Origin of the sequence: Streptomyces sp. B3I8 (genome assembly GCF_030816915.1) — a bacterium.
GTDB lineage: Bacteria > Actinomycetota > Actinomycetes > Streptomycetales > Streptomycetaceae > Streptomyces.
Window position 1 is genome coordinate 2,244,479 of the sequence record NZ_JAUSYN010000002.1, and the last position, 24,581, is coordinate 2,269,059.

The following is a 24,581-nucleotide window of genomic DNA, read 5'->3' on the forward strand; positions in this document are numbered from 1 at the left end:
CGGGCATGAGCACGCGCCGCCGTCGGGTCGCGGTGACCCGGCGGCGGTGCGCGCGGCCGTCGTCGCTACGCCTCCCGCGTCCCCGCGTACATCTCGTCGATCAGGTGCCCGAACTCCCGCTCCACCACCGGGCGCTTCAGCTTCAGGCTCGGCGTCATCTCGCCGTGCTCCACGTCGAGGTCGCGGGGCAGCAGGCGGAACTTCTTGAGGGTCTGCCAGCGCTGGAGGCCCTGGTTGAGCTCCGTGACGTACAACTGGATCAGCGCGACCGTCGCCGGCGCCGCCACCACCTCCGCGTACGACTTGCCCGCCAGTCCGTTCTCCTTCGCCCAGCCGAGGATGGCCTCCTCGTCGAGGGCGATGAGCGCGGTGCAGAAGTTCCGGTCGGCGCCGTGCACCAGGATGTTGGAGACGTAGGGGCACACCGCCTTGAACTGGCCCTCGACCTCGGCCGGCGCCACGTACTTGCCGCCGGAGGTCTTGATCAGGTCCTTCTTGCGGTCGGTGATGCGCAGATAGCCGTCGGGCGAGAGCTCGCCGATGTCGCCGGTGTGGAACCAGCCGTCCGCCTCCAGCACCTCGGCGGTCTTCTCCGGCAGCCCGTGGTAGCCCTCCATGATCCCGGGGCCGCGCAGCAGGACCTCGCCGTCGTCGGCGATGCGCACCTCGGTGCCGGGGAGCGGCTTGCCGACCGTGCCGGTGCGGTAGGCCTCGCCGGGGTTGACGAAGGAGGCCGCCGAGGACTCGGTGAGCCCGTAGCCCTCCAGGATGTGGATGCCGGCGCCGGCGAAGAAGTAGCCGATGTCGGGTGCGAGGGCGGCGGAGCCGGAGACGCAGGCGCGCAGCCGTCCGCCGAACGCCTCACGGATCTTGGCGTAGACGAGCCGGTCGGCGGCCTTGTGTTTGGTGGCGAGCCCGAAGGGTGCGGACGCCGTACCGGTGCGCCGGAAGTTGTCCTGGGTGACCTTGGCGTACTCGCGGGCGATCCCGGCCGCCCACTGGAAGATCTTGTACTTGGCCGGGCCGCCCGCCCGGGCCTTGGCGGCGACACCGTTGTAGACCTTCTCGAAGATGCGCGGCACGGCCGCCATGTAGGTCGGCTGGACGATCGGCAGGTTTTCGATGATCTTGTCGACGCGGCCGTCGACGGCGGTGACGTGCCCCGCCTCGATCTGCCCGGAGGTGAGCACCTTCCCGAACACGTGGGCGAGCGGCAGCCACAGGTACTGCACGTCGTCGCCGCTGATCAGTCCTGTCCCGACGGTGGCCTTCGCCATGTACGACCAGTTGTCGTGCGGCAGGCGCACGCCCTTGGGGCGGCCGGTGGTGCCGGAGGTGTAGATGAGGGTGGCGAGCTGGTCCTTGGTGATCGCCCCCACCCGCTCCTTGATCAGCTCGGGGTGCTTCTGCAGATGGGCGGCGCCCCGGCTCTCCAGCTCGTCGAGAGTGAGGACCCAGTCGCCCTCCTCGGCGGTCCGCTCGACCCCGGCCGGGTCGACGACCACCACGTGGGCCAGCTCGGGCAGCTCGGCGCGCTTCTCGCGGGCCTTGGCGAGCTGCGCGGCATCCTCCGCGATCAGCACCCGGCTCTCGGAGTCGGAGAGGATGAAGGCCGACTCCTCGGCGTTGGTCTGCGGGTAGACGGTGGTCGTCGCCGCGCCCGCGCACATGATGCCGAGGTCGGCGAGGATCCACTCGATGCGGGTCGAGGAGGCGAGCGCGACCCGCTCCTCGGGCCGCACGCCGAGCTGGATGAGACCCGCCGCGATGGCGTGCACCCGTTCCGCGGACTCCGCCCAGCTCAGCGACTTCCAGTCGTCCGGCCCCTCTCCCGACGGGGACGGCACGGGATAGCGGTATGCCTCGGCGTCCGGTGTGGCCGCCACGCGCTCCAGGAAGAGGGCCGCCACGGAGGGCGGACGGTTCTCGATCAGTGTCTGTGTGTCGCTCACGACATCCTCCGGGCCCGCGACGGTGCGGCTGACTCAGGTGCGGCTGGTTTCACTCTCAGTGTCGTTCCACTCACGTGCTTGACGTCGTTCCACTCACGGGCAACGACTCTTGTTTAACTCGCGAGTAACTACCGAGCACAGCGTAAGGGCCGACCGGCCGGTTGGTAAGGGGCCATGTGCGCTCACTTCCTCCGCAGGCCGACCGTACGCACACCGAGGGGCCCGCCGCACTTTCGCACGACGAGCCCCTCCATGTCCGCTTCGTCCCCCCGGCCGCGACCGGAGGACGGTTACTTCTTGGCCTTGCCGGCGCCACCGCCGTCGTCGCTGGACAGGACGGCGATGAAGGCCTCCTGCGGAACCTCCACCGAACCCACCATCTTCATCCGCTTCTTGCCTTCCTTCTGCTTCTCCAGCAGCTTCCGCTTGCGGGAGATGTCACCGCCGTAGCACTTGGCGAGGACGTCCTTGCGGATGGCGCGGATGGTCTCGCGGGCGATCACCCGGGAGCCGATGGCGGCCTGGACAGGCACCTCGAAGTTCTGCCGCGGGATGAGTTCCCGCAGCTTGGCGACGAGCCGTACGCCGTACGCGTACGCCTGGTCCTTGTGGGTGATGGCGGAGAAGGCGTCGACCTTGTCGCCGTGCAGCAGGATGTCGACCTTGACCAGGCTGGAGGACTGCTCCCCGGTGGGCTCGTAGTCCAGGGAGGCGTACCCGCGCGTCTTGGACTTGAGCTGGTCGAAGAAGTCGAACACGATCTCGGCGAGCGGGAGCGTGTAGCGGATCTCGACGCGGTCCTCGGAGAGGTAGTCCATGCCGAGCAGGGTGCCGCGGCGGGTCTGGCACAGCTCCATGATCGCGCCGATGAACTCGGTCGGCGCGAGGACGGTGGCCCGCACGACCGGCTCGTAGACCTCGTCGATCTTCCCCTCGGGGAACTCGCTCGGGTTGGTGACGACGTGCTCGGTGCCGTCCTCCATGATCACGCGGTAGACCACGTTGGGCGCGGTGGCGATCAGGTCGAGCCCGAACTCGCGTTCGAGCCGCTCGCGGATCACGTCCAGATGCAGCAGCCCGAGGAAGCCGACGCGGAAACCGAAGCCGAGCGCGGCGGAGGTCTCCGGCTCGTAGACGAGGGCGGCGTCGTTGAGCTGGAGCTTGTCGAGGGCCTCGCGCAGGTCGGGGTAGTCCGAGCCGTCCAGCGGATACAGCCCGGAGAAGACCATGGGCTTGGGGTCCTTGTAGCCGCCCAGGGCCTCCTCGGCGCCCTTGACATGGCTGGTGATCGTGTCACCGACCTTGGACTGCCGCACGTCCTTCACGCCGGTGATGAGGTAACCCACCTCGCCGACGCCCAGGCCGTCCGCCGGAAGCATCTCCGGGGAGTTGGTGCCGATCTCCAGCAGCTCGTGCGTGGCGCCGGTGGACATCATCCGGATGCGTTCGCGCTTGTTGAGCTGTCCGTCGATGACACGCACGTAGGTGACGACGCCCCGGTAGGAGTCGTACACCGAGTCGAAGATCATCGCGCGGGCGGGCGCGTCCTTGACGCCGACCGGGGCCGGGACCTGCTCGACCACCTTGTCCAGCAGCGCGTCGACGCCCAGCCCGGTCTTGGCGGAGACCTTGAGCACGTCGCTCGGGTCGCAGCCGATGAGGTTGGCGAGCTCCTCGGCGAACTTCTCCGGCTGCGCGGCCGGCAGGTCGATCTTGTTCAGCACCGGGATGATCGTGAGGTCGTTCTCCATCGCCAGGTAGAGGTTGGCGAGGGTCTGCGCCTCGATGCCCTGGGCGGCGTCGACGAGGAGGACCGTGCCCTCGCAGGCGGCGAGCGAGCGCGACACCTCGTAGGTGAAGTCGACGTGCCCCGGGGTGTCGATCATGTTGAGGATGTGCGTGGCGCTCTTGTCGTGGGTGGGGGCCCACGGCAGGCGCACCGCCTGGGACTTGATCGTGATGCCGCGCTCGCGCTCGATGTCCATGCGGTCGAGGTACTGGGCGCGCATCTGCCGCTGCTCGACCACACCGGTGAGCTGGAGCATCCGGTCGGCGAGCGTGGACTTGCCGTGGTCGATGTGCGCGATGATGCAGAAGTTGCGGATCAGCGCCGGGTCGGTACGGCTCGGCTCGGGCACGTGGCTGGGGATCGCGGGCACGCAGGGTCCTGATTCTTGAGGCGTCCGCAGCTGCTGCGGTCTCGGTCGGATCGTTACGCAGCCTCCATGGTCCCACGGGCCGGGGGTGCCGGGTGGTTTGGGCGGCCCACCGGGCGACTGGTAGCCTGGGCAGCTGTGTCTTCTGTCCTCTCACGGGAGGCACTTCTCCGAGAAATCACCGGCACGTGAAGCGGTCCCGTCCGCGGTCACCGTTTCGCGCGCCAGAACCTGAAAAGGCTCCTTCGTGGCGAACATCAAGTCCCAGATCAAGCGGAACAAGACGAACGAGAAGGCGCGGCTGCGCAACAAGGCCGTGAAGTCCTCGCTCAAGACCGCGGTCCGCAAGGCCCGCGAGGCCGCTGCCGCGGGTGACGTCGAGAAGGCCACCGAGTACCAGCGCATCGCCGCGCGTCAGCTCGACAAGGCCGTCTCCAAGGGCGTCATCCACAAGAACCAGGCCGCCAACAAGAAGTCGGCCCTGGCCACCAAGGTGGCGGCGCTGAAGGGCTGACACCCTTCGCCCCTGATCTGAACGGACCCGCAAGGGTCCGGATCCGTGCGTACGGTCGCATCGCATCCGTGCCCACGGGTCCACACGCCGGAGGGACACGAGCGGGCCCTCTCTCATCCGCTCCCGTCCGGCCCCCGGGTTCGCACGCGGCCTGCGTTCGCCACGCGGGTGCGAATCCTCAAGCTTTGCCGGGGCCCCCGTTCCCCCCTTCCCCAGGGAGGAACGGGGGCTTTCGGCATGTCCGGGCGCGGGGGTGTCCGGGCGCGGGAGAACTCGGGGGGGCGGGCAGTGTCGGCAGGTGCGGGCGGGCGCGCAGTTCCCCGCCCGCCTGAGCCGACCGGGGTCCCCCCGCGGCCGCGAAGGGGAGCCCCGGGCCTTCCTACCCCGGTCCAGGCCCGGCCGCGGGTACGAGCCGCGCGGGAGAACGCGGGGGACCCGGAGCGTCGGCGGGCGCGGGCCGCGTGGGGGCCGGACGCGCAGTTCCCCGCGCCCCTGGGGCGGCCAGGGCCCCGGAGCTGTGGAGCGCAGCCCCGGCAGCCTGCTTCGGTCAGGCCCGGCCGCGGGAGCGGGCCGCGTGGGCGACGGCGACCACCGCCTTCTCCAGGGCGTAGCCCACGTCTTCACCGCCGCCCTTCACACCGGCGTCCGCCTCCGCGACCGCCCGCATCGCCACCGACACTCCGTCCGGCGTCCACCCCCGCATCTGCTGCCGCACCCGGTCGATCTTCCACGGCGGCATCCCCAGCTCCCGCGCCAGATCCGCCGGGCGGCCGCCCCGGTTGCCGAGCAGCTTCCCGATCCCGCGCACGCCCTGGGCCAGCGCGCTGGTGATCAGCACCGGCGCCACCCCCGTCGACAGGGACCAGCGCAGCGCCTCCAGCGCCTCCGCCGCCCGCCCCTCGACCGCCCGGTCCGCGACCGTGAAGCTCGACGCCTCGGCCCGCCCCGTGTAGTACCGGCCGACGACGGCCTCGTCGATCGTCCCCTCCACGTCCGCGACGAGCTGCGACACCGCGGACGCCAGCTCCCGCAGATCGCTGCCGATCGCGTCGACCAGCGCCTGGCACGCCTCGGGCGTGGCCGACCGCCCCTGCGTCCGGAACTCCCCCCGCACGAACGCCAGCCGGTCCGCCGGCTTCGTCATCTTCGGGCAGGCCACCTCGCGCGCCAGCCCGGACTTGCGGGCCGCGTCGAGCAGCCCCTTGCCCTTGGCGCCGCCCGCGTGCAGCAGCACGAGGGTGATCTCCTCGGCGGGCGAGGAGAAGTACGCCTTGAACTCCTTGACCGTGTCGGCGGGAAGATCCTGTGCGTTGCGTACGACGACGACCTTGCGCTCGGCGAAGAGCGACGGACTGGTCAGCTCGGCGAGTGTGCCGGGCGGAAGCTGGTCCGGGTTGAGGTCACGTACGTCCGTGTCGGCGTCGGCGGCCTTGGCTGCGGCCACCACCTCCCGCACGGCACGGTCGAGCAGGAGGTCCTCCTGGCCCACGGCGAGTGTGACGGGGGCGAGAGGGTCGTCTGTTGCGGTCTTCCTGGCCATCGCTCACAGCATCGCACGCGCCACTGACAGCGCCGCTCCGCGGGATGGCCCCGTGGAATGCCCCGTGGAACGCTCGGCGGGAGTCCGCCGCCCCTGCCGGAAGTCCTTGTTCGAGGGCTACGGTTCCTCCCGCCACCCTTCCCACTCCCCCGCGAACGCGTCCAGCTCCGCCGGGTCGAGCCGGCCCGCCTCGTCCCGCAGCACCAGCAGCCACTGCGCGTCCTCGGCGTCGTCCTCGCCTGCCAGCGCGTCCCGGACGAGCTGCGGCTCCTCGTCCAGCCGGAACCGCTCCCCCAGCGCCTCGGCCGCCTCCTCCGCGGCGTCGCGGTCCGGCAGCACCAGCACATGTCTCACATCGCTCACCCCCGCATTGTCCGCGACGGTCAACGGGGGCGCGGCGGGTGGGTGGCGCACTGCTGGGTCACCCGGTGGAGTGTGTCGTCGACGCTTTCCTGACGACGCGCTCGCCCTCGCCATAGGCGTCACCGTCGTTGCCGCCGCCGTCGCCGCCCGCAGCCGGGCCCGAGGCGCGGAAAGTGCGCCGGTACGTCGACGGGGACACCCCGGCCTCCGCCGCCAGGTGCCGTCGGAGCGAGGTGGCGGTGGCGAAGCCGACCTCGTGGGCGACCCGCTCGACCGGCAGGTCGGTGGACTCCAGCAGGTGGCGCGCCCGCCGCAGCCGCTGCTGGGTCAGCCAGCGGCCGGGGCTCAGCCCGGTCTCCTCCCGGAAGCGCCGGGCGAAGGTACGGGTGCTCATCGCCGCGTGCACGGCCAACTCGTCCAGTGAAAGGGGAAGTTGCAGCCGCTTCAGCGCCCAGTCGCGGGTCGGCCCGGTGCCGGCCTCGCTCGCCGACGGCAGCGGCCGCTCGATGTACTGCGCCTGCCCGCCGTCCCGATACGGCGGCACGACGCAACGACGGGCGACCTCGTTGGCCACCTCGCTGCCGTGGTCCTGGCGCACCAGGTGCAGGCAGACGTCGACACCGCTCGCCGCTCCCGCGGAGGTCAGCACGTCACCGTGGTCGACGAAGAGCACGCCGGCGTCGAACTCGACCTGGGGGAACAGCTCCTGGAAGTAGTCGGTGAGCGCCCAGTGGGTGGTGGCCCGGCGACCGTCGAGGAGACCGCCCACGGCCAGCAGGAAGGCGCCGGTGCAGATGGACACCAGGCGGGTCCCGGGGAGAACGCGGGACAGAGCGGTGAGGGCCCGCGGGTCCGGGGCCGGCGAGACCGCGTACGGGGGGATGATCACGGTGTCCGCCTCGGCCAGCACCTCGGGACCGTGCCCGGGGATGACGGTCAGGTCCGCGTCCGTACGCACGGGCTGCCCGTCCACGCTCGCGGACAGCACCTCGTAGCGGCCGTCGGCGGAGCCCAGGACCCGGTGCGGGATGCCGAGTTCGAAGGGATAGACACCGTCGAGGGCGAGTACGACGACCTTGTGGGCGCCCGGTCGCGGGGGCGGGCTCATCCGGCGCCCCAGTTCGGCCGCGCGGTCGACCAGGTCACGGGCCCACGAGGGCGCTGCGGACGGGTTGACGACGGGAGCGGTGGGGGCTCCGGGGACGCTGTGGTCGACGGGGGTGACGGGCATGGCAAGAATGTATCGGATGATGACCTTTCTGCCATCGCCCCGGGTCGGCCCCCTGGCGAGGATCAAGGCATGACTTCGACGAACACCCCTGAGAACCTCGGCTCCACGGACCCTGCGACCGCCACGGACTCCCCACGTTCCGCCGCCCCGGACGGCACCCCCGTGATGCTCGCCCTGCACCAGACGGTCCTCGGCGGCCCCGAGGTCCTGCGGCTGGCCGAGCTTCCGCGGCCCGCACCCGGCCTCGGGGAGATCCTCGTCGCCGTGCACGCGGGCCGGACTCAACCCCACGGACGTCAAGCACCGCGCCCTGAGCATCTTCCTGCCGGCCCCGCCGCTGACCCTCGGCTGGGACGTCTCCGGCACCGTGGTGGAGACCGGCCCGGGCGTCACCCTCTTCCAGCCCGGTGACGAGGTGTTCGGCATGCTGCCCTACCCCTACGGGGCGGGTTCCCACGCCGAGTACGTGGCCGGCCCCACCCGCGCCTTCGCCGCCAAGCCCGCCGAGATCGACCATGTCCAGGCGGCCGCCCTGCCGCTCGCCGCGCTCACCGCCTGGCAGTCCCTCGTCGAGACCGCGGGCCTGCGGGCCGGGCAGCGCGTGCTGATCCACGCCGCGGCCGGGGGCGTCGGTCATCTCGCCGTACAGATCGCCAAGGAACGCGGCGCGCACGTCACCGGGACGGCGAGCGCCTCCAAGCACGAGTTCCTGCGCGAACTCGGCGCTGACGCCTGCGTCGACTACCGCTCCGAGGACTTCACCGACGCCGAGGAGCCCTACGACGTCGTCCTCGACGCCCTCGGCGGGGAGACCGCCACCCGTTCTGTGGGTGTGCTCCGCCCCGGCGGCGTCCTCGTCTCCCTGGTGCCGGGCGCCGAGGACACGTCCGCCGCGGCGGAGAAGGCACAGGTCCGCGCCGTCACCCTGCTCGTCGAGCACGACCAGGCCGGAATGCGCGCCGTCGCCGAACTCGTCCGCCGGGGCAGGCTGCGGGCCCACGTCTCCGACGCCTTCCCCCTCGCCGAAGGCGCCCGGGCCCACGAACTGGCGGAGACGGGCCGCACCGTGGGAAAGCTGGTCCTCACCGTGCGCTGAGCCGATCCGCCCGCACCCCGAGGCCGCTACTCCGGCATCACCATGCCCTCGTCCGTGACCTGGTAGCTCTGCAAGCACTCGAGCAAGGCGGCCTCCGAGACATTGGTGGGCCCTCCGGCCCGCTGATCGCAGTACTGCGGCAGGATCTGGCTCTTCCGCGCGGGCGAGATCCCGGCAGGCTGATCGTTCGGCTGCCGGCTGTTTCCCGACTGGTCGTCGATCTGCCCCTGCCCCCAAGGGTCCGGGGACGAGGAGCCCGAGCCCCCGTCGGAGCCCAGAACCGCGCCCCCCAGGAGGAACGACCCCACGGCGATCGCGACCACGCCGCCCCACAGGGCCAACGGCCGCTTCCACCAGGGGTTGCCCATCCCCGCCAGGATGCGCTGGTACTCCGGGTCGCTCTCGTACTCGTCCCGCCAGCCCCCCGGGGTCGCATCAGCCGGCACCTGCGGCGGGGGAGGCCCGGAGGGGGGCGGGGGGAAGTTCGGGGGGATCGGCAACGGGTTCTCCACTGCGGGCTCCTGAGTACCCGACCGGCAACTCGACCGTGCACGACGAGCCGGGCGGCACAGGATATACGGGAGGAATACATGGAATTTACATACAGATCCCGACCGTGATCACGACGTGCGGATCCGACGTGCCGTCCGCTGTCCTGCCGCATTCGTGCGCTCATGCCCGCACCACGGCCAGCCGGTCCCCCTCGCCCGTCACGGCGACCGCCCCGTCCCGGTCCGTGCGGAGCACCTTCGCGCCCTCCGCGCGCAGCGCCGCCACCGTGCCCGGGGCCGGGTGGCCGTAGGGGTTGTCCCGGCCGCAGGAGATGAGGGCGAGGCGGGGTGATGCTCTGCGCAGGAGGTCGGCGTCCTGGTAGGCGCTGCCGTGGTGGGCCACCTTGAGGACGTCCACCCCGTCCAGTTGCCGGGCGGTGGGGGAGGCCAACAGGGCCTGCTGGGACAGCGGTTCGAGGTCGCCCAGCAGGAGCAGGCGCAGCCCGCCGGACTTCACCAGCAGGGTGACGCTGGCGTCGTTGGGGCCGTCGGGGCGGAGCGCGGGGTCCGGGGGTGGCCAGAGCACCTGCCAGGTGAGCGCTCCGGTGCGCCGCTGTTCTCCCGCCACCGCGCGGGTCACGGGGATGTGCCGGGCCGCCGCTTGGGCGCGGACGGACAGTGCCTGTTCGGGTGGCTCCGCGAGTCCGGTCGTTTCGATGGCCCCGACCGAACGTCCCCGTAGGACGCCGGGGAGCCCCGCCACGTGGTCGGCGTGGAAGTGGGTGAGCACCACCAGCGGGATCCGGGTGATGCCGAGAGCGCTCAGGCACCGGTCCACCAGCACCGGGTCGGGTCCGGCGTCCACCACGATGCCGGTGCCTTCGCCCGCCGCGAGGACCGTCGCGTCACCTTGGCCGACATCGCACATCGCGTACCGCCACCCCGGCGGCGGCCACCCCGTGATCACCCTGGTCAGCGGTGGCGGCCGGACCACCACCAGCGCCAGGAGCAGCGCGGTCGCGGCCGTGAGCCACGGCCGCCGCAGGATCCGCCGTCCGACGACCACGACACCGGCCGTGGCCAGGGCCAGCAGCAGGGCCCCGGTCCAGTCGCCCGGCCAGTCCACGCCCGCGCCCGGCAGGGACGCCCCGGTGCGGGCGATGTCGGCGATCCACCCGGCGGGCCACCCCGCGCACCACGCGAGGGTTTCGGCGAACGGCATCGACACCGGTGCCACCGCCAGGGCCGCGAAAGCCAGCACGGTGGCGGGGGCGACCGCGAACTCCGCGAGCAGGTTGCACGGCACCGCGACCAGGCTGACCCGGGCGGACAGCACCGCGACCACCGGGGCGCACACCGCCTGCGCGGCGGCCGCCGCCGCCAGTGCCTCGGCCAACCGTGGCGGGACCTGCCGCCGGCGTAGCGCGGCACTCCACCGGGGAGCCACGGTGAGCAGCGCGCCGGTCGCCAGCACGGAGAGCAGGAAACCGTATCCACGGGCCAGCCACGGGTCGTACAGCACGAGCAGCAGCACTGCCGCGGCCAGCGCGGGCAGCAGCGATCTGCGCCGCCCGGTGGCGAGGGCGAGCAGCGCGACCCCACCGCAGGCCGCCGCCCGCAGCACGCTCGGATCCGGTCGGCACACCACGACGAACCCCACCGTGAGCACCCCGCCGAGCAGCGCGGTGCCGCGCAGTGGGATCCCGAGCCGGGGGGCGAGTCCGCGCCGCTCCACGCGCTGGGCGAGCCCCGGCGGGCCGAGGAACAGGGCGAGGAGCAGGGTGAAGTTGCCCCCACTGACCGCGAGGAGGTGCGTGAGGTCGGTCGCCTTGAACGCGTCGTCCAGTTCCGGGGTGATACGTGCGGTGTCCCCGACGACCAGTCCCGGCAGCAGCGCCCGTGGGTCGGGATCCAGGCCGGCGGTCGCCTCCCTGAGTCCGTCCCGCAGCCTCCCCGCCCAGCGCTGCGGGGCCGAGGGCGCCCGCAGCGTCTCGGGTGCCCCCTTCCCCCGTACCCGCAGCACGGCGGCGACCCGGTCCCCGCCGGACAGCGCCGGCGCGAGCCGTGCGACCACCCGCAACCGTGTGGACGGCAGCAACTCGAGCCAGGGTGAGCGCCGGTCACGGTCGGCTCCGGGGCCGGCGTCGTCTGTGGCGGAAGGGTCGGGGGCGATGCGATGGCTTCGCGCGTCGACCAGCAGGAGTACCGGCGTACGGGTCGACGCCGTCGTGCCGTCCGGTCGCGTCAGGCGTCGTACGTCCGCGTGCAGCAACACCGCTCTCGGCGCCGCGCGGTCGCCGACGACCTTCGGACGGACCAGTCGCGGATCGGAGGTCAGTTCCACCTCCGCGGTCACCGTGGCGTAGTGGCGGGCGAGGTCGGGGACCGGTCCGCGTCGCAGGTCCGCGCCGTGCAGCCCCGCCGAGGCGGCGGCCGCGGCGACACACAGCAGTACGGCGGCGACCGGCACCGCCGGCCAGGCGGTCCGCCGTGACAGCAGCAGCCCACCGGCGACCAGCGCGCAGCCGACTGTCACACCGGTGACCCATCCCGGCGGCGCGTCCAGCGCCCATGCGGCCGCCGCCCACGCGCCGAGCGCCGGCGGCACCAGCCGCAGGTCGCTCGGGTTCCGCTGCCGCGGATGCGCCTCCCCGAGCCGACCGCCGCGCATCCGGGTGCCGGCGGGCTGCCCGGGGCGGAGGCCGGGCGTGGCTCCCGCCCGGCCGGGTCCGGCCCGGTCCCCGGGGTCCCGGGGGTCCCCGCCGTCCGCGAGCCGGGGGCGGCGGCCTGGCGAGGGCGCCGGCTCCCGCACTCGCGCCGGCACGGGCACCGGCGTCCGTGGGGCGCTCATGGCCGCACCAGGTCCCGGAGGTCCGCGAAGCGCCGGTCGCCGATGCCGGTCACCTCACGCAACTGGTCGACCGAGGTGAAACCGCCGTGCTGGGTGCGGTAGTCGAGGATGTGCCTGGCCAGGACGGGGCCCACGCCCGGCAGGGTGTCCAACTGCTCGGTGGTGGCGGAGTTCAGGGACAGTGGGCTCGCCGGTCCGGGGGCGGCAGCCGCGCCGCCGGGTGCCGCCCCGCTGTCTCCGGCGCCCGGCGCGGGGACGGGACCGGGCACCGGGGCGGGCGCGCCGCCGCCGACCACGATCTGCTCGCCGTCCACCAGGACCCGTGCCCGGTTCAGGGTGCCGAGGTCCGTACCGGAGCGCACTCCCCCGGCCGCGTGCAAGGCGTCCGCGACCCGGGACCCCGCGGGCAGCCGCTGGATGCCCGGATGCCGCACCTTGCCGCTGACATCGACGACGACCGTCGCGTCGGCGCCGCTCCCCGCCACCGGCGCCGCGGAGGAACGCGGAGCGGTCGCACCACGGATGCCCGGTGACGGCCTCGGGACCGGTTCCGTGCCGTCGCCGTGCCCGCCGTAGGGGAGCGCCGCCCGTACCTGCCGCGGTGCCTCGACCTCCTCGGTGCGACCGGACCAGAAGTGCCCGCCGGCGAGGGCCGCGGCCGCCACGAGCAGGACGGCGAGGGCCGCCACGCTCCTGCGTTCCAGTCCGCACCGGGTCTGCAGCCACAGCGGGGTGCGCTCCTGCACCGCGAGACCCACCCGCTCCCGCCAAGTCGGCCCGGGCGCCGCCTCCCTGGCGGAAGCCCCCTCCGTACCAGGAGCCCCTTCCGTGGCAGGAGCCCCCTCCGTGGCAGGAATCCCCTCCGTACCAGCAGTCCGCTCCCTCTCCGCGAGCTCCTCCGCGGCCGCCCACGAAGGCACCCGCGCAGTCGTCCTCGCGGTCACCCCCGTCCCTGCGGTCGCCGCCGTCCCCGCACCTGCGGCAACTGTCGCCGTCCCCTCATCCACTGCCGCCGCCCCCACGCCCGCGGTTGCCGCCGTCGACTCCCCCACTGCCGCCGCCGTCCCCACGCCCACGGCCGCGCCCGTCCCCCGCTTCGGGCGCACCGGTGGCTCGGACGGCCCCGGTGGGTCGTTGCCCGCCTCCTCCCGCTCCGGCCGCGGTTCCCAGTCCACCCCCGTGAAGAACGGATGCGTCTGCGGCGACGGCAACCGGTCCTCGGCCTGGGAGTCCGCATCCGGCAGCGCCGGCCGACCCGCCCCGGGCCCTCGCGCGAAGAGGGCCTCCGCGCGCACCCGCAGCGCCTCGGCCGAGGCGTGCCGCTGCTGACCGTGCCGCCCGCCGGCGCTCCGACGCCAGCCGGAAGAACCGTGCGTCCGTGCGGAGCCGCTTCGTGCGGCACGGTGCCGGGTGCGGCCGTCGGAGGCCGGGCCGCGGCCCGGACCACTGGTGGGAGTCGCTGTACGTGAAGGTGATCGAAGTGCCATGCGGGCAGGATCGGGCACATCGCGCGACTCGCGATGATCTTGCTCAAAACCCGTGGATTACTCGCCGGTTGTGGATATCTCCGTCACCCGTGGGGGTGATGCACGTCAACGGGGCGAGACGACCGCGCCCAGCAGCCCCGGCCCCGTGTGCGCCCCGATCACCGCGCCGACCTCACTGACATGGAGGTCCTCGAGCCCCGGGACCCTGGCCCGCAGCCGCTCCGCGAGCGCCGCCGCCCGCTCGGGCGCGGCGAGATGGTGCACCGCGATGTCGACCTGTGCGCCGGCCGCCCGCTCGGCCACGATCTCCTCGAGGCGGGCGATCGCCCGGGACGCCGTGCGGACCTTCTCGAGCAGATCGATACGTCCGTCGTCCAGCCGCAGCAGCGGTTTGACGGCGAGGGCGGAGCCGAACAGGGCCTGGGCCGCGCCGATCCGGCCGCCGCGCCGCAGATAGTCGAGGGTGTCGACGTAGAAGAACGTGGATGTCCCGGCGGCGCGCTTCTCCGCGGCCGCGACCGCCTCGTCGACCGTGCCGCCCGTCTCCACCGTCTCGGCCGCGGCGAGGGCGCAGAAGCCGAGTGCCATGGCGACCACACCGGTGTCCACGACGCGCACCGGCACGGGTGCCTCTCGCGCGGCCAGCACCGCGGCGTCGTACGTGCCGGAGAACTCGGAGGAGAGGTGGAGGGAGACGATCTCGGTCGCTCCCGCCCCGGCGACCCTGCGATAGGTCTCCGCGAACATCTGGGGGCTGGGCCGGGAGGTGGTGACGGACCGGCGCTTCTGCAGTGCCTCCGCCAGGGAGCGGGCCGAGATCTCGGTGCCCTCCTCGAATGCCCGGTCGCCCAGTACCACGGTCAGCGGTACCGAGGTGATGCCGTGACGCTCCATCGTCCGCGGCGGCAGGTAGGCCGTTGAATCGGTGACGATCGCGACATGGCGGGACATGAGCTGGAGGTTACCTGCCGTGGCTAAGCGGAGGCAGCCCGACCCCTTCCGCCTGCGGTGACACCGACGGGATCAAGTCATCGACCGGGGCGCCGCTCATGTCGTCGTCTCGGGGCGGGGCTTCTTGTCCCAGGGGTAGGTGGGCCGCGGCCCGGGCGCCGCGGCGGCGGGACGCACCGGCGGGTCCGCGCGCGGCGCCGCTTCCTCCGCCGCCGCAACCCCCGCTGTCGGCCCCGCCGCTGCCGACTCCGCCGAGACCGCGTCCCGCCCCGGGGCCGGTTCCGTCGTCCAGTGCCTGAGCGCGCCCGCCTCGATGTCTATCTGCTCGCTCAGCGTCGACAGGTCGTCCTGCGAGAAGCGGCGGGCGCGCTCGTGTGCCGCCCAGCGCAGGGAGTCCGCGGAGGTGGTGATCCGCTCCATGCGTTCACGCAGCTCGGGCAGGCGGCGGGCGAGGCCGGACCGGTCCGGTTCGCTCTCCAGGCGCCTGAGTTCGCCGTCCAGTTGCCGGCCGTGCGCGCTGAGCCGCTCGAAGAGGCCCAGGGACTCCTTCAGCGACGCGTCCTCGGTCGCGCCCGCCTCCAGCGCCTCCTGCGTGGCCCGTAGGGAGGTGCGCAGTCTCAGCCGGAGCTGGGCCAGCTCGCCCACCGGGCCGGGCAGTGCGAACGTCCGCGCGCGCAGTGTGGTGTCCTCGACGGTGCGCCGCGCCTGGGTGAGCGTGCGGTCCACACCTCGCTTCGCGGCGCCGACCGCCTTGACGGTGGCGTACGCGCCGAGACCGAGGAAGAGCACGAAGAGCAGTGCGACGACCGCGATGACCGTTTCCACGGCGCTCCTCCTCCACGCGAGTGTGCGCGGCTGGCCCGCCGCCCTTCCACGGTAAACGCACCGGGCAGGTCCCGGGTTCCCGCGGAACCCCGAACCTGCCCGTAGGGGACTTCCCCCACACCAACGCCCGGACCACTCCCGAGCCACCGCCCACGCCCACGCGTACGTCTACACGCGCACCTACACCTACACCGGAACGATGTTCACCAGCTTCGGCGCCCGCACGATCACCTTGCGGATGCCGGCCCCGTCCAGCGCGGCCACGACCTTCTCGTCGGCCAGCGCCACCTTCTCCAGCTCCTCGTCCGAGATCGCCGGGGAGACCTCCAGCCGGGCCTTGACCTTGCCCTTGATCTGCACCACGCACGTGACGGTCTCGTCGACGACGTACGCCGGGTCGGCGACCGGGAAGTCCTGGTGGACCACCGAGTCGGTGTGGCCCAGCCGGCGCCACAGCTCCTCGGCGATGTGCGGGGCCAGCGGCGCCACCATCAGCACCAGCGGCTCGGCCACCGCGCGCGGCACCGGTCCGCCGGCCTTCGTCAGATGGTTGTTCAGCTCGGTGACCTTGGCGATGGCGGTGTTGAACCGCAGGCCCTCCAGGTCCTGGCGCACCCCGTCGATCGCCTTGTGCAGCGCGCGCAGGGTGTCCACATCGACGGCGTCGTTCCCGGTGGTCCCGACGTCGGCGACGGTGACCTCGCCGGTCGCCTCGTCGACGACGTTGCGCCACAGCCGCTGCAGCAGCCGGAACTGGCCGACCACCGCACGTGTGTCCCACGGCCGGGAGACGTCCAGCGGGCCCATCGCCATCTCGTACAGGCGCAGGGTGTCCGCCCCGTACTCGGCGCAGATCTCGTCCGGGGTGACCGCGTTCTTCAGGGACTTGCCCATCTTGCCCAGCAGCCGGGAGACCTTCTCGCCCTCGTGGTAGAACGCGCCGTCGCGCTCCTCCACCTCGGCGGCCGGCACCGCGATGCCGCGGCTGTCCCGGTAGACGTAGGCCTGGATCATGCCCTGGTTGAACAGCTTGTGGAACGGCTCGGCGGAGGAGACGTGCCCCAGGTCGTACAGCACCTTGGACCAGAAGCGCGCGTACAGCAGGTGCAGCACGGCGTGCTCGGCGCCGCCCACGTACAGGTCGACACCGCCGTGCGGCATGCCCTCGCGCGGGCCCATCCAGTACTGCTCGACCTCCGGGTCGACCAGCTTCTCGTCGTTGTGCGGGTCCAGGTAGCGCAGTTCGTACCAGCAGGAACCGGCCCAGTTGGGCATGGTGTTGGTCTCGCGGCGGTACTTCCGGGGCCCGCGTCCGTCGCCCAGGTCCAGGGTGACGTTCACCCAGTCCGCGTTGCGCGACAGCGGGGTCTCGGGCTGGGTGTCGGCGTCGTCCGGGTCGAAGGTGCGGGGCGAGTAGTCCTCGACCTCGGGCAGCTCCAGGGGCAGCATCGACTCGGGCAGCGGGTGGGCGATGCCGTCCTCGTCGTAGACGATGGGGAAGGGCTCGCCCCAGTAGCGCTGGCGGCTGAACAGCCAGTCGCGCAGCCGGAAGTTGACGGTGCCCTCGCCGACGCCCTCGCTGCGCAGCCACTCGGTGATGCGCGCCTTGGCCTCGGTGACGCCCAGGCCGTCCAGGGTGACGGAGTCGTTCGCGGAGTTGACGATCGTGGCGTCGTAGGAGGCGAAGGCGTCCTTCCACTCCGTCGTGTCGGTGCCGCGGCCGTCGGTGGGCTCCACGACGCAGCGGACCGGCAGTTCGAAGGCGCGCGCGAACTCGAAGTCGCGGGTGTCGTGCGCCGGTACGGCCATGATCGCGCCGGTGCCGTAGCCCATCAGGACGTAGTCGGCGATGAAGACGGGGACCCGTTCGCCGTTGACCGGGTTGGTGGCGTAGGCGCCGATGAAGACACCGGTCTTGTCCTTCGCCTCGGCCTGGCGTTCGACGTCGGACTTCGACGCGGCCTGCGCGCGGTAGGCGGCGACGGCCTCGGCGGGGGTGGCGTGGCCGCCGGTCCACACCTCGTGGGTGCCCTCCGGCCAGGCGGCCGGGGTGAACTTCTCCACCAGGGGGTAGCTCGGGAGCCAGCACCATGTAGGTGGCGCCGAACAGGGTGTCGGGGCGGGTGGTGAAGACGGTGATGCGCTCGCCGTCGATGGGGAAGTCGACGCGCGCGCCCTCGGAACGGCCGATCCAGTTGCGCTGCTGCAGCTTGATGGCCTCGGGCCAGTCCAGCTCGTCCAGGTCGTCCAGCAGGCGGTCGGCGTAGGCCGTGATCCGCATGTTCCACTGGCGCAGCTTGGCCTTGAAGACCGGGAAGTTGCCGCGCTCGGAGCGGCCGTCGGCGGTGACCTCCTCGTTGGCCAGCACGGTGCCCAGACCGGGGCACCAGTTGACGGGCGCGTCGGAGGCGTAGGCCAGGCGGTACCCGCCCAGGACGTCGGCGCGCTCGGCCTCGCTCAGCTCGCTCCACGCGCGCGTGGTGCCGGGTACGGGCCGCTCACCGGAGGCGAACTGTTCGACCAACTCGGCGATCGGACGGGCGCTGCCCGCCTGCTCGTCGTAGTACGAGTTGAAGATCTGCAGGAAGATCCACTGGGTCCACTTGTAGTAGTCCGGGTCGATCGTGGCGAAGGAGCGGCGCTTGTCGTGGCCCAGGCCCAGCCGGCGCAGCTGGGAGGTCATGTTCTCGATGTTGGCCTCGGTGGAGACCCGCGGGTGCGTGCCGGTCTGCACGGCGTACTGCTCGGCGGGCAGGCCGAAGGCGTCGAAGCCCAGGGTGTGCAGGACGTTGTGGCCGGTCATCCGCTGGAAGCGGGCGTACACGTCGGTGGCGATGTAGCCCAGCGGGTGGCCCACGTGCAGTCCCGCCCCGGACGGGTACGGGAACATGTCCATGATGAACTTCTTGGGGCGGGCCGCCAGGTCGGGGTCACCGGCCAGGTCGCCCTTCGGGTTGGGCGCCTCGTACGTGCCCTCGGCGGCCCAGAAGTCCTGCCAGCGTGCCTCGATGTCCGCCGCCATGGTGGCCGTGTAGCGGTGCGGCGCTGCCTCCGCCTGCATGGCGGCGGCAGCGGGGTTCGTCTCGCTCATGATCCTCAAAGCTCCATCGATCGTCTGCGCCCTCGGCTGCGGCTTCCGGAAAGGGACTCCCCGGAAACGAAAAAACCCCTCGCACAGGAGGGGACGCCGCGCCGATTCCGACCGTCTCTCACTGTCCGGCGGTCGGGACTGATCAGCGCGGCTCGCTAAGCAGAAGGCGTACGGCACGCATGGCGACAGGTTACCGCAGCGACCGAGCGCCCCGCGACGGACTTCCCGCGCCGTCCGCGCCCCGTCGCCTCGCCCCGCCGCCCGATCCGTCTCACCCCGCCACCGGTTCCCGGCGGCCCGCGACCGCTTCCGTCACATTGCCTCCGTCACACCGGCACCGAAAAACCTTGAACATCGTTCAATTGTTACTTCGCGTAATGCCCTCTATAGGACAACACACCCCCCTGGAGACCCTTAGATAACAAGGCAATAACTCAAACCTCGTACCGCTCGGTACGGGGCCGCCTTAGAGTGCAGCACCGGGACCGCTTTCCCGAACCGCTCGGAGTCGCCCCCATGAATCCTCGTCGTAGTGCCAGCTCGCTGCCCAAACCAGGCCGTTCGGCCTATGGTCCGGCGAGCGCCGTCGTCCTGCTCCTGATACCCGTCGTCGTGCTGGCCGGCGGGAACTCGGTGCGGGAGTTCCTCAACTTCGGCGCCGGCGTGCTGTCGCTGGTCGCCCTCTCCTGCTCGGTGATCTGGGGCCTGGTCGCGACCGACCGCATCTTCCTCAACACGCGCCAGCGCCTCGTGGCGCAGGCCGTGCACCGGACGACGGCCATCTCCTCGGTGGCCTTCCTGCTGCTGCACGTGACCGTCAAACTGGCGCTCGACCACACGCAGTTCATCGCCGCGGTGATCCCCTTCAGCCTCGGCTTCACCGGCCTCGCCGGGCTCATCGGCCTCGGCTCGGTGGCCGGACTGCTCATGATCTTCACCGCCATCACGGGTGCCCTGCGCAGCGCCTTCGCGTCCCCCGCGCCGGTCGCCGCCCGCTGGCGGGCGATGCACATGCTGGCCTACCCCGCCTGGTGCTGCGCCCTGGTCCACGGCCTGTACGCGGGCCGCGCGGTGAAGTCTCCCCTCTTCACCGTCCTGTACGAGCTGTGCCTGGTCGGAGTCATGGCCGCGCTCGCCCTGCGCAGCGCGCCGCGCCCCTTCAAGCGCAAGGTCGCCGACCGGATCGTCGCCTTCATCGGCACCGACAACCGGATCGGCCGCGAGGACCTGGAGGCCAGTCGCGCCCGCAACGCGGAGACGGCCGCCATGGCGGGCCTCGGCGCCCGCTCCGGCGACTCCGGGCGCCGCTCCCCCGGCGTGCCGACGGCGGGCGCGGCCGGATCCGCGCCGCTCTACGACACTTCGGGCACCCGCACCATGAGCCCGGAGCCCGGCAACGGCTTCGCGGCCGCCTACCGGACCGTCTCGAACACCCCGCGGGGGCAGGGGGGACAGGGCTCCTTCGCCGAAGGCACCGGGCGCATGGACCTGCCCGACATGCAGGGCACCGGGCCGCTGCCCCGCATGGACGGCGGCGCCCCGGCGGGCCCGCGCTGGCCCGCCCCCTCCCCGCCGCCGGTGGGCGAGGCGCCGCCCTCGGCGTACGACCCGATGACCGACACCTTCGCGGGCGGGATGACGTACCAGGCGGGTTACGGCGGCTACGACAATTCCTCCGGCACTTTCTCGGCCGCGGGTGAGTCGAACGCCCCCTTCGGCACGTACAACCCCAATGACACGTACAACAGCGGTCCCGCCAGCGACACCCCGCCCGGTGCCTTCGACGCCCCGGGCTCCGGAGAATCATGGAACGCGCCTTCCGGAGGCTATAAGTGAACGAGGCCCTGCCCGACGTCCCCGAGGTCCGCGTCGTCGGACTTCCCCAGCTCACGTCGGGCTTCGACCTTGTGGAACGGCTCGATCTGCCCATGCATCTGAAGGTGCACGGGCCGCTCGATCCGCTGGGCGGCGAGCAGCTCGCGCAGCTCGCCGAACAGATATCCCTGAAAGGAAGGGGCGGCGCCGGCTTCCCCTTCCACAAGAAGCTGCGGTCGGTCGCCGAACAGGCGATCCGCCGCGGCACCCGGCCGGTGGTCGTGGTCAACGGAAGCGAGGACGAACCCGCCTGCCGCAAGGACACGGTGCTGATCAACCGGGCACCCCACCTCATCCTGGACGGCGCCCTGCTGGTCGCCGAGGCTCTGGGCGCGCGCACCCTGGTGGTGGGCGTGACCAGGGAGTCCACCGAGCGGTCGATGGAGCAGGCGCTCGCCGAGCGCGGACTCAGCGACCGGCGCGGCTCGGCCATCCGGGCCCGTGTGCAGCGCAACCCGGTACGGATGGTGACGGGCGCCGCCGCCTCGCTGATCCGTTCGATCGACGGCGGCCCGGCCATCCCGCCGGGCCGCAAGATCAGCGCCTCCCAGAGCGGCGTGGGCGGCCTGCCCACCCTGCTGTCGAACGCGGAGACGTTCGCCCAGCTCGCGATCGCCGCCCGCATCGGCCCGGACCGCTACCGCAACACCGGCCTGTACGACGAGCCGGGCACCGTCATGCTCACGGTCTCCGGCGCCGTCGCCCGCCCCATGGTCATCGAGGTCCCCACCGGTGTGCCCCTGCGGTACGTCCTGCAACTGGCCGGCGCCCCGCCGGTTCCGCAGGGCGTGCTGACGGGCGGTTACCACGGCAAGTGGATCGACGCGGCCACGGTCGACGAGGCGATCGTCTCCCGTAACTCCCTCGACGCCGTGGGCGGTTCACTGGGCGCGGGCGCCATCCTGCCGATCCGTCAGGAGACCTGCCCGCTGGGTGAGTCGCTCCAGGTGGCGAAGTGGCTGGCGGAGGAGAGCGCGGGGCAGTGCGGCCCCTGCTACCTCGGTCTGCCGGCCGCCGCGCGCGGCCTGGAGGACATCCTCAACGGGGGCGGGCCGGCCGCCCTGGAGGCCCTCAAGCAGGTCGCCAAGTCCGTGAAGCGGCGCGGCGCCTGCTCCCACCCGGACGGCTCGGCGATGTTCCTGGAGTCGACCATCAAGGCGTTCACGGACGACCTGGCCGCCCATGTCCTGGGCAACGGCTGCGGGCGGCCCGTGGAGGGCGTCCTGCCGCTCTTCGAGGGGGGCAGGGCACCGACCGGCATCCCGGGCGGCGGCGCGGCCGAGCCCGAGTCCGGCGAGAGCCGGCAGAAGATCTACGTCGACTGGACGCTGTGCCGGGGGCACGGCCTGTGCGCCGACATCCTCCCCGAGGTGTTCGAGCTGGGCGCGGACGGCTTCCCGACCGTGGCACAGGCCCCGGTCCCCCGGTACGCCGAGGCGAAGGCTCTGCGGGCGGTACGGCGGTGCCCGGCGCTGGCGCTGCGCCTGGAGGAGGACACCCGCTCCACGGCGCCCTCGCGCAACCTGCCCGTCCTCTCCCAGGGGCGCGGCGGAGGCCGCGGCCGACGGGCGCTGGGCAGCGGCCGGTGAGGTCGGGGGCGGTTCCCGGTGACCACAGTGACCACCGGGAACCGCCCCCCGCCCCCACTCTCGTTCCCGACATACGAAAGGCGGGCCATCCATTTCGGATGGCCCGCCTTCGCACGTGGTGCGTATTGCTTGTCACTTGTGCTGCTTGTGTCACTTGTGGAGCTAAGGAGAATTGAACTCCTGACCTCCTGCATGCCATGCAGGCGCTCTACCAACTGAGCTATAGCCCCGTACGGCCACGCGGTGAAACCGCGCTTCCGACCGGGCCGCCGGTCTCCCTGGCGGCGACGCCAACATTACACGGTCCGGGGGGTCGACCACCAAATCGATTCCGGTGCCGACCGGACCGGGGCCGCGGGCCCGAGGACGGTCACAGGAGCGGACCGCGATCTCACGCCGTCGCGAACGAATAGAACCGCTTGAGGGTGCAGTGTTCGTCGAGCAGCCGGCCGTAGATCGGCTCACCCTCCAGTTCGCGGTACGTCTCGATGGGGTCGCCTTTTATGATCAGCGCCCGCGCGCACTCCTCGCACCAGTACTGGTAGTCCCGGTTCACCGGCTCCATGTCGCGGACGATGGGCGTGCCGCTGCCGCACCAGTCGCACTTCCGCCTGTGGGCACCCATCGATCAGCTCCAGATGTGGCCGCAGGCCGTGCACACGTAGGAAACGCCGCCGTTGTCGCCGAGGACCTGGGCGACGTGCGAGGAACCGCAGGAGGGGCAGTCGAGCGAGGTGGCCTTCTTTCTCGGCGCTCCCACGGCGTGGAGGTGGTCGACCTCCCCGAGGATGCTCGCAGGCATCGCTACTCCCTCCCGTCGGGCCGCGCCCCCTTCCGGCCGTTTGATTCTGCCACGGCCGGGCCAATACGGTCAGCGACGCCTTCGTACCAGTCCGGACACGGCACCCGGCCCACCCGCCACGACCGGCGCGTTCGTGTGCGGGAGGAGCGCGTGCGTAGAGATATACGCCCCCGGGGCCCAACCGACTCAAGCAGTCGCCCGATGCCTCGTTCACCCCCCCCCCCGTCCGAGCCCGCCCCGACCCCTGGCCGGGCCGTCGCGCGGGCCGGCCAGGAAACGCGAGATCCCGCCCGGCCGACTCGGCCCGACGGGATCCTGTGGTGCGAAAGGTGTGGAGCTAAGGAGAATTGAACTCCTGACCTCCTGCATGCCATGCAGGCGCTCTACCAACTGAGCTATAGCCCCTTGTCGTTCTTCCCGCTCGGCGGGCGAACAAGAGAACTTTAGCCTGCGACCTGCCGGAAAGTGAAATCCGGTGGTCCGGACGGCACGGACGGGTTCAGACGGCACGGACCGTTCGGGCGGCACGGACCGTTCAGACGTCGTCGCCCAGGACCGGCTCCGGGAGAGTGCCCGCGTTGTGCTCCAGCAGGCGCCAGCCGCGGCTGCCCTCGCCGAGCACCGACCAGCAGCAGTTCGACAGTCCGCCGAAGCTCTCCCAGTGGTGGGAGTCCAGGCCCAGCAGCCGCCCGATGGTGGTGCGGATGGTCCCGCCGTGACTGGCGACCACGAGGGTGCCGTCCTCCGGCAGCTTCTCGGCGTGCCGCAGCACGACGGGAGCGGCCCGGTCGGCGACCTCGGACTCCAGTTCGCCGCCGCCGCGGCGGACCGGTTCGCCGCGCTTCCACGCGGCGTACTCCTCGCCGTGACGGGCGATGATCTCGTCGTGCGTCAGCCCCTGCCAGACGCCCGCGTAGGTCTCGCGCAGCCCCTCGTCGTACGCCACGTCCAGGCCGGTGAGCGCGGCGAGTTCGCCGGCGGTGGCGGCGGCCCGCCGGAGGTCGGAGGCCACGATGGCGTCCGGGCGCAGGGAGGCGAGCAGCCGGGCGGCCCGGCGGGCCTGGCCGATGCCGACCTCGGTCAGCTCGACGTCCGTGGAGCCCTGGAAGCGCCGCTCGACGTTCCACCGGGTCTGGCCGTGCCGCCACAGGATGATCCGAAGGCCGCGGCCGGGCTTGCGGCCGCCGCTCGCACCACCGTCGACGGCCGCGCTCATCGCGGCTCCCCGTCGAACTCGGCCGCCTCCTCCGCCGCCCGCAGCTTGGCGTGCTCCTCGGCCTTGCCGCGGGTCGCCCGGGCGTCGTCGGGAAGGTCGAGCTCGGGGCAGTCCTTCCACAGCCGCTCCAGGGCGTAGAAGACGCGCTCCTCGCTGTGCTGGACGTGGACGACGATGTCGACGTAGTCGAGCAGCACCCAGCGGGCCTCGCGGTCGCCCTCGCGGCGTACGGGCTTCACGCCGAGTTCCTTGCTGAGTCGTTCCTCGATCTCGTCGACGATCGACTTGACCTGGCGGTCGTTGGGGGCGGACGCCAGCAGGAAGGCGTCCGTGATCGACAGCACGTCGCTGACGTCGTAGGCGATGATGTCGTGCGCGAGCTTGTCGGCCGCCGCCTGGGCGGCCTTGTTGATGAGTTCGAGAGAGCGGTCGGTAGCGGTCACTGCGCGGCTTTCCGTGTCGGCGGTCGGGGCGGTGCGGGGGCCCGGGGCCGCACCAGGCGGCGACCGCCCGCACGGGGTATCACCCCCCAAGGGTCTCACGGTCCGCCG

Annotated in this window: 17 protein-coding genes, 2 tRNA genes and 2 pseudogenes; 4 read left to right on the forward strand and 17 right to left on the reverse strand. The window is 72.3% G+C overall.

What is annotated here, in order from left to right:
* Nucleotides 1–65: 65 nt before the first annotated feature.
* Nucleotides 66–1,952 (reverse strand): long-chain fatty acid--CoA ligase, encoded by a 1,887-nt coding sequence (locus tag QFZ64_RS12075; protein WP_307064933.1) that lies wholly within the window; start codon nt 1,950–1,952, stop codon nt 66–68.
* Nucleotides 1,953–2,242: 290 nt separating this feature from the next.
* The gene (gene lepA, locus QFZ64_RS12080) at nt 2,243–4,111 is read right to left on the reverse strand and encodes a translation elongation factor 4 (RefSeq protein WP_307064934.1); all 1,869 of its coding nucleotides are present in this window, start codon (nt 4,109–4,111) and stop codon (nt 2,243–2,245) included.
* 244 nt (nt 4,112–4,355) lie between these two features.
* Between lepA and rpsT the strand changes: the two genes are divergently transcribed.
* Nucleotides 4,356–4,622 (forward strand): 30S ribosomal protein S20, encoded by a 267-nt coding sequence (gene rpsT, locus QFZ64_RS12085; RefSeq protein ID WP_307064937.1) that lies wholly within the window; start codon nt 4,356–4,358, stop codon nt 4,620–4,622.
* A 547-nt stretch (nt 4,623–5,169) separates the two neighbouring features.
* On the opposite strand, the gene holA is transcribed toward rpsT, so the two are convergent.
* The 3 genes from holA to QFZ64_RS12100 all read right to left on the reverse strand — a co-directional run bounded on the left by holA (nt 5,170) and on the right by QFZ64_RS12100 (nt 7,633).
* On the reverse strand, nt 5,170–6,162 hold the full coding sequence (holA, locus tag QFZ64_RS12090) for a DNA polymerase III subunit delta (protein WP_307064939.1): 993 nt from the start codon (nt 6,160–6,162) through the stop codon (nt 5,170–5,172).
* Between the two features lie 117 nt (nt 6,163–6,279).
* Nucleotides 6,280–6,525, reverse strand: coding sequence for a hypothetical protein (locus QFZ64_RS12095; RefSeq protein WP_307064942.1), 246 nt, complete (start codon nt 6,523–6,525; stop codon nt 6,280–6,282).
* A gap of 58 nt (nt 6,526–6,583) precedes the next feature.
* Nucleotides 6,584–7,633, reverse strand: coding sequence for a GlxA family transcriptional regulator (locus tag QFZ64_RS12100; protein ID WP_307071662.1), 1,050 nt, complete (start codon nt 7,631–7,633; stop codon nt 6,584–6,586).
* 192 nt (nt 7,634–7,825) lie between these two features.
* Between QFZ64_RS12100 and QFZ64_RS12105 the strand changes: the two are divergent.
* Nucleotides 7,826–8,852, forward strand: a pseudogene (locus QFZ64_RS12105) (NADP-dependent oxidoreductase).
* Between the two features lie 26 nt (nt 8,853–8,878).
* Here QFZ64_RS12105 and QFZ64_RS12110 read toward each other — a convergent pair.
* The 6 genes and pseudogenes from QFZ64_RS12110 to leuS form a co-directional block, all read right to left on the reverse strand.
* Nucleotides 8,879–9,298 (reverse strand): hypothetical protein, encoded by a 420-nt coding sequence (locus tag QFZ64_RS12110; RefSeq protein ID WP_307064943.1) that lies wholly within the window; start codon nt 9,296–9,298, stop codon nt 8,879–8,881.
* A gap of 226 nt (nt 9,299–9,524) precedes the next feature.
* Nucleotides 9,525–12,014, reverse strand: coding sequence for a ComEC/Rec2 family competence protein (locus tag QFZ64_RS12115; protein WP_307071663.1), 2,490 nt, complete (start codon nt 12,012–12,014; stop codon nt 9,525–9,527).
* A gap of 176 nt (nt 12,015–12,190) precedes the next feature.
* Nucleotides 12,191–13,216: a helix-hairpin-helix domain-containing protein gene (locus QFZ64_RS12120; protein ID WP_373430735.1), complete on the reverse strand. Its 1,026-nt coding sequence runs from the start codon at nt 13,214–13,216 to the stop codon at nt 12,191–12,193.
* Between the two features lie 570 nt (nt 13,217–13,786).
* Nucleotides 13,787–14,632, reverse strand: a complete 846-nt coding sequence (locus QFZ64_RS12125) for a DegV family protein (RefSeq protein ID WP_307064947.1) — start codon at nt 14,630–14,632, stop codon at nt 13,787–13,789.
* A gap of 96 nt (nt 14,633–14,728) precedes the next feature.
* Entirely contained in the window at nt 14,729–15,457 is a 729-nt protein-coding gene (locus QFZ64_RS12130) for a hypothetical protein (RefSeq protein WP_307064948.1), read from the reverse strand.
* Nucleotides 15,458–15,643: 186 nt separating this feature from the next.
* A pseudogene (leuS, locus tag QFZ64_RS12135) lies at nt 15,644–18,548 on the reverse strand (leucine--tRNA ligase).
* A gap of 516 nt (nt 18,549–19,064) precedes the next feature.
* Between leuS and QFZ64_RS12140 the strand changes: the two are divergent.
* Together QFZ64_RS12140 and QFZ64_RS12145 are read left to right on the forward strand one after the other, a co-directional pair.
* Nucleotides 19,065–20,384: a ferric reductase-like transmembrane domain-containing protein gene (locus tag QFZ64_RS12140; protein WP_307064950.1), complete on the forward strand. Its 1,320-nt coding sequence runs from the start codon at nt 19,065–19,067 to the stop codon at nt 20,382–20,384.
* Nucleotides 20,381–22,012, forward strand: a complete 1,632-nt coding sequence (locus QFZ64_RS12145; RefSeq protein ID WP_307064951.1) for an NADH-quinone oxidoreductase subunit NuoF family protein — start codon at nt 20,381–20,383, stop codon at nt 22,010–22,012. The genes QFZ64_RS12140 and QFZ64_RS12145 overlap by 4 nt, the downstream gene beginning before the upstream one ends.
* Before the next feature lie 157 nt (nt 22,013–22,169).
* Here the strand turns inward: QFZ64_RS12145 and QFZ64_RS12150 are convergent.
* From QFZ64_RS12150 to rsfS, 6 genes are all read right to left on the reverse strand, one after another.
* Nucleotides 22,170–22,242: transfer RNA gene (locus QFZ64_RS12150), tRNA-Ala, on the reverse strand.
* A gap of 161 nt (nt 22,243–22,403) precedes the next feature.
* Nucleotides 22,404–22,637, reverse strand: a complete 234-nt coding sequence (locus QFZ64_RS12155) for a hypothetical protein (protein WP_307064955.1) — start codon at nt 22,635–22,637, stop codon at nt 22,404–22,406.
* 3 nt (nt 22,638–22,640) lie between these two features.
* On the reverse strand, nt 22,641–22,814 hold the full coding sequence (locus QFZ64_RS12160) for a hypothetical protein (protein ID WP_307064957.1): 174 nt from the start codon (nt 22,812–22,814) through the stop codon (nt 22,641–22,643).
* Between the two features lie 332 nt (nt 22,815–23,146).
* A tRNA-Ala gene (locus QFZ64_RS12165) sits at nt 23,147–23,219 on the reverse strand.
* Between the two features lie 130 nt (nt 23,220–23,349).
* On the reverse strand, nt 23,350–24,030 hold the full coding sequence (locus QFZ64_RS12170) for a histidine phosphatase family protein (protein WP_307064959.1): 681 nt from the start codon (nt 24,028–24,030) through the stop codon (nt 23,350–23,352).
* Nucleotides 24,027–24,473: a ribosome silencing factor gene (gene rsfS, locus QFZ64_RS12175; protein WP_307064961.1), complete on the reverse strand. Its 447-nt coding sequence runs from the start codon at nt 24,471–24,473 to the stop codon at nt 24,027–24,029. Before rsfS ends, QFZ64_RS12170 begins: the two co-directional genes overlap by 4 nt.
* Nucleotides 24,474–24,581 lie beyond the last annotated feature (108 nt).